The organism is Streptomyces sp. NPDC017943 (assembly GCF_044328425.1).
Lineage (GTDB): Bacteria > Actinomycetota > Actinomycetes > Streptomycetales > Streptomycetaceae > Streptomyces > Streptomyces djakartensis_A.
The window spans coordinates 1-5,258 of record NZ_JBIRHH010000001.1 but is presented as its reverse complement, the minus strand read 5'-3'; the positions used below and the strand labels follow the sequence as shown (position 1 = coordinate 5,258).

General features: G+C 70.2%; 5 protein-coding genes. 3 read left to right on the top strand and 2 right to left on the bottom strand.

The features are described from left to right. Nucleotides 1-149 precede the first annotated feature (149 nt). Both ACH4C6_RS00025 and ACH4C6_RS00020 read right to left on the bottom strand, forming a co-directional pair. Entirely contained in the window at nucleotides 150-704 is a 555-nt protein-coding gene (locus ACH4C6_RS00025; RefSeq protein ID WP_398106246.1) for a hypothetical protein, read from the bottom strand. Nucleotides 705-817: 113 nt separating this feature from the next. Further along, the gene (locus tag ACH4C6_RS00020) at nucleotides 818-1,057 is read right to left on the bottom strand and encodes a hypothetical protein (protein ID WP_369193406.1); all 240 of its coding nucleotides are present in this window, start codon (nucleotides 1,055-1,057) and stop codon (nucleotides 818-820) included. A 178-nt stretch (nucleotides 1,058-1,235) separates the two neighbouring features. On the opposite strand from ACH4C6_RS00020, the gene thyX reads away from it, so the two are divergent. The 3 genes from thyX (at nucleotide 1,236) to ACH4C6_RS00005 (ending at nucleotide 4,925) form a co-directional block, all read left to right on the top strand. Continuing rightward, nucleotides 1,236-1,976, top strand: coding sequence for an FAD-dependent thymidylate synthase (gene thyX, locus ACH4C6_RS00015; protein WP_398106245.1), 741 nt, complete (start codon nucleotides 1,236-1,238; stop codon nucleotides 1,974-1,976). A 210-nt stretch (nucleotides 1,977-2,186) separates the two neighbouring features. Continuing rightward, a complete protein-coding gene (dapA, locus tag ACH4C6_RS00010) occupies nucleotides 2,187-3,086 on the top strand; it encodes a 4-hydroxy-tetrahydrodipicolinate synthase (RefSeq protein WP_398106244.1) in 900 nt (299 codons plus the stop codon). 153 nt (nucleotides 3,087-3,239) lie between these two features. Beyond that, nucleotides 3,240-4,925 carry a ribonuclease J gene (locus ACH4C6_RS00005; protein ID WP_398106243.1) on the top strand — a complete coding sequence of 562 codons (1,686 nt, stop codon included), beginning with the start codon at nucleotides 3,240-3,242 and terminating at the stop codon, nucleotides 4,923-4,925. Nucleotides 4,926-5,258 lie beyond the last annotated feature (333 nt).

Here is a 5,258-nt window from a genome sequence, read left to right as displayed (position 1 = left end):
CTGGGGGGGCCGGCCGGGGGGCGCCCTCCCGGCGGCCACCGCGCGGGCGGCGCCCCCCCCCCCCCCCCCCCCCCCCCCCCCCCCCCCCCCCCCCCGGGGGGGGGCCCCCCCCCCGGGGGGGCCCCCCCCCGCCGGCATGACAAGGGGGGTCAGTGCGGCCGGTACTCGTCGGCCCAGGCCTCCACGGTGTCCGCCGCCCGGTCGAAGGCCTCCGCGCGGCCCAGGAAGTCCGCGTCGTGGGTGCTCATCAACGGCGGCACGGCGTCCGCACCGGAACCCTGCCGCGCGAGCAGCAGGGCCTGGCCCTGCACCGTACGCGGCAGCCCCAGCCACCGCACCGGCTGCTGCACCGTACGGACCGAGGAGACCTGCGCCCAGGGCGTCGTCCGCGTCGTGAAGAACGCGACGTGCCGCAGCCCCCGGGCGCTCACCCACACACCCATGCGCAACAGCCGCACGGCCGTGGCGATGACGAGCAGGGCGAGGCCGAACACCACGAGCGCCGCGGTGAGTTCGGCCGTCGCCGCGATGACGACCGCCGCGAACAGCACGAACGAGGCGAGCAGCAGCGCCAGCGCCGCCGTGCCCACCCGCCAGGGTCCGGGCCGGTACGGCCTCCGCCAGTGGTCACGGTCCTCGTAGGGGAGCGGAACGTCGTCCGTCGCCTCGAAAACGCGGTCGGCCGTCAGGAAGGGCAGGGGCACGGCGGGTCCTCACTCGATCCATGCGTGGGCTGTGCCCGGTGAGGCTACCGATCTGTGTCCCCGGTCACCACTGGCGGGGGGCCGGATGGGGGTGCGCGGCCCCGCGGGGCGGTTCAGCGCCGCTCGGAGGCCTGCGACTGCTGGGGCCGGTCGGCCGGGTGGCCGGGCGACAGTGCGGGGGTCCCGATGACCAGGGACCCCACGAGCCCCGCGACGATCGTCAGGCCGAGCAGCCAGCGCCCGGCCAGCTCACCCGCCGACGGCCGCTCGGGCGGTGGGGGAGTGACATTGCTGCGGAACCTGTCGGCCTCGGCGACGAAGGCAAACGGTACGGGTTCACGCCGACCGAACATGGGGGGTGCGTCTCCTCTTCGGGGGTGCGATGGACAGCTGTCGTCAAGAGAGACGAACGAGCTCCCCCGCAGGTGCCCTGTTTCACCGACTTCATTGCGGCACGCCCCCGATCGCGCCCCTTCCGGCGAGCCGTAGAGTGGCGACGCCGAATGACGAGATGGGAAGGCCCTGCCGATCGTGACCGACACCCCCGCCGACGACCTCAAGCCCAGCTACCGCAGCGACGTCACCGTCGAGCTGGTCAAGCACACCGCGTCCGACGCGGACGTCCTGTTCGCCGCCCGCGTCTCCACCCAGGGCGAGCAGTCCCTGGACGAGCTGAGCAAGGACCCGGAGCGCTCCAAGGGCCTGATCAACTACCTGATGCGGGACCGGCACGGCAGTCCCTTCGAGCACAACTCGATGACTTTCCTGATCAGCGCCCCGATCTTCGTCTTCCGCGAGTTCATGCGGCACCGCGTGGGCTGGTCCTACAACGAGGAGAGCGGCCGCTACCGCGAGCTCCAGCCCGTCTTCTACGTCCCGGACGCGTCCCGCAAGCTCGTCCAGGAGGGCCGTCCCGGCAAGTACGTCTTCGTCGAGGGCACCCAGGCGCAGCAGGAGCTGGTCGGCCGGGTGATGGAGGACTCCTACCGGCAGGCGTACGAGGCGTACCAGGAGATGCTCGCCGCCGGCGTCGCCCGCGAGGTCGCCCGCGCGGTCCTGCCCGTCGGCCTCTACTCCTCGATGTACGCCACCTGCAACGCCCGCTCCCTGATGCACTTCCTCGGCCTGCGCACCCAGCACGAGCTGGCGAAGGTCCCCTCCTTCCCACAGCGCGAGATCGAGATGGTCGGCGAGAAGATGGAGGCCGAGTGGGCCCGGCTCATGCCGCTCACGTACGCCGCCTTCAACGCCAACGGACGCGTGGCGCCGTAACGCGCCCCGGTTCGCCGAGCAGGGACAGATGTACGGTTCAGCCGTGCGAAGTGTCCCGATTGCGGCATTTCGCGAAGTTCGCCTAGCCTGATCGAACGGGTCCGGCACTGCTTGAACCCCCGAGCAAGCAGTGCCGGGCTCCCCTTTGTCCGAACTTGTCGGCCGACCCGCGGGCAGACCCGGTCCTGAGCAACGAGTAGCGTGTAACCCATGGCTCCGACCTCGACTCCGCAGACCCCCTTCGGGCGGGTCCTCACCGCCATGGTCACGCCCTTCACGGCGGACGGCGCACTCGACCTCGACGGCGCTCAGCGACTCGCCACCCACCTGGTGGACGCAGGCAACGACGGCCTGATCATCAACGGCACCACCGGCGAGTCCCCGACCACCAGCGACGCGGAGAAAGCGGACCTCGTACGAGCGGTCCTGGAAGCCGTGGGCGACCGCGCCCACGTCGTGGCCGGAGTGGGCACCAACGACACCCACCACAGCATCGAGCTCGCCCGCACGGCGGAGCGCACCGGCGCCCACGGCCTGCTCGTCGTGACGCCGTACTACAACAAGCCCCCGCAGGAGGGCCTCTACCGGCACTTCACGGCCGTCGCCGACGCGACCGCCCTGCCGGTCATGCTCTACGACATCCCCGGCCGCAGCGGTGTCCCCATCAACACGGAGACCCTCGTCCGGCTCGCCGAGCACCCGCGCATCGTCGCCAACAAGGACGCCAAGGGCGACCTCGGCCGCGCGAGCTGGGCCATCGCCCGCTCCGGCCTCGCCTGGTACTCCGGCGACGACATGCTCAACCTCCCCCTGCTCTCCGTCGGCGCCGTCGGCTTCGTCTCGGTCGTCGGCCACGTGGTCACGCCCGAGCTGCGCGCCCTGGTCGAGGCGTACACCTCGGGCGACGTGCAGAAGGCCACCGAGATCCACCAGAAGCTGCTCCCCGTCTACACCGGCATGTTCCGCACCCAGGGAGTGATGACCACCAAGGCGGCGCTCGCCCTGCGGGGGCTCCCCGCCGGGCCGCTGCGCGCCCCCATGGTCGAGTGCGCGCCGGAGGAGATCGAGCAGCTCAAGCTCGATCTCGCCGCCGGCGGGGTACAGCTCTGACACCAGACTTCGCGCGGCCTCCGCGCACCTGCTTCACAACTGAATACGCGGGCCACCGGTGCCCGCACACCCCATACGACAACTGCTCATGCACGAACGTCACGCGCGCCACGTGCCACACCGGTACGTGGCGCGCGTGGTGAGGAGAGTCTTTTGAGTCATCCGCACCCCGAACTCCGCACGCCCCCGCCGCTTGCCGAAGGCGGCCTGCGTGTCACCCCGCTCGGCGGCCTCGGCGAGATCGGCCGCAACATGACGGTCTTCGAGTACGGCGGCCGCCTGCTGATCGTCGACTGCGGAGTGCTCTTCCCCGAGGAGGAGCAGCCCGGAATCGACCTGATCCTGCCGGACTTCTCGTCCATCAGGGACCGCCTGGACGACATCGAGGGCATCGTCCTCACCCACGGCCACGAGGACCACATCGGCGGCGTCCCCTTCCTCCTGCGCGAGAAGCCGGACATCCCGCTGATCGGCTCCAAGCTGACCCTGGCCCTGATCGAGGCCAAGCTCCAGGAGCACCGCATCCGTCCGTACACCCTGGAGGTGGCGGAGGGGCACCGCGAGCGCATCGGCCCGTTCGACTGCGAGTTCGTCGCCGTCAACCACTCCATCCCCGACGCGCTGGCCGTCGCCATCCGCACCCCCGCGGGCATGGTCGTCCACACCGGCGACTTCAAGATGGACCAGCTGCCGCTGGACGGCCGCCTCACGGACCTGCACGCGTTCGCCCGGCTCAGCGAGGAGGGCATCGACCTGCTCCTCGCCGACTCGACCAACGCCGAGGTCCCGGGCTTCGTCCCGCCCGAGCGGGACATCTCGAACGTCCTGCGCCAGGTCTTCGCCGGTGCCCGCAAGCGCATCATCGTCGCGAGCTTCGCCAGCCACGTCCACCGCATCCAGCAGATCCTGGACGCGGCGCACGAGTACGGCCGCCGGGTCGCCTTCGTCGGCCGCTCCATGGTCCGCAACATGGGCATCGCGAGAGACCTCGGCTACCTCAAGGTCCCGCCGGGCCTCGTGGTGGACGTCAAGACGCTCGACGACCTGCCCGACAACGAGGTCGTCCTGGTCTGCACCGGTTCTCAGGGCGAACCGATGGCGGCCCTGTCCCGCATGGCGAACCGCGACCACCAGATCCGCATCGTCAACGGCGACACCGTCATCCTGGCCTCGTCCCTGATCCCCGGCAACGAGAACGCGGTCTACCGCGTCATCAACGGCCTGACCCGCTGGGGAGCCAACGTCGTCCACAAGGGCAACGCCAAGGTGCACGTCTCCGGCCACGCCTCCGCGGGCGAGCTGCTGTACTTCTACAACATCTGCCGGCCGAAGAACCTGATGCCGGTGCACGGCGAGTGGCGCCACCTGCGGGCCAACGCCGAGCTGGGCGCCATGACCGGCGTCCCGCACGACCGCATCGTCATCGCCGAGGACGGCGTCGCCGTCGACCTCGTCGAGGGCAAGGCCAAGATCTCCGGCAAGGTCCAGGCCGGATACGTCTACGTCGACGGACTCTCCGTGGGCGACGTGGGCGAGCCGGCTCTGAAGGACCGCAAGATCCTCGGCGACGAGGGCATCATCTCGGTCTTCGTGGTCATCGACTCGTCGACCGGGAAGATCACCGGCGGTCCGCATGTCCACGCCCGCGGCTCGGGCATCGAGGACTCCGCCTTCGGCGACGTGATCCCCCGGATCACGGAGGTCCTCGAGCGCTCCGCCCAGGACGGCGTGGTCGAGCCGCACCAGCTCCAGCAGCTCGTGCGTCGCACGCTGGGCAAGTGGGTCTCGGACAACTACCGGCGCCGGCCGATGATCCTGCCCGTCGTGGTGGAGGTCTGACGGCCCGTCGGGCCTGAACCCGGGCCAACTGGGAGCGGGGCGCCTCGATTTGCATCGAGGCGCCCCGCTCCAGTACGTTTACAACTCCTCCCGACGGGGCACCCAACTCAGCTCAGGCTCAGCGGCTGCTTCCGACCGGGAAGGGAAATCCGGCTCAGAAACTTCTGATAAAGTCGGAACCGCCGGAAAGGAAACCGCGAGAGCGGAAACCTGGAAAGCACCGAGGAAATCGGATCGGAAAGATCTGATAGAGTCGGAAACGCAAGACCGAAGGGAAGCGCCCGGAGGAAAGCCCGAGAGGGTGAGTACAAAGGAAGCGACCGTTCCTTGAGA

Bases quoted from the DNA above. Each gene is read 5' to 3' on its own strand.
- ACH4C6_RS00020 (WP_369193406.1), bottom strand. From the start codon at position 1,057: ATGTTCGGTCGGCGTGAACCCGTACCGTTTGCCTTCGTCGCCGAGGCC.
- dapA (WP_398106244.1), top strand. From the start codon at position 2,187: ATGGCTCCGACCTCGACTCCGCAGACCCCCTTCGGGCGGGTCCTCACC.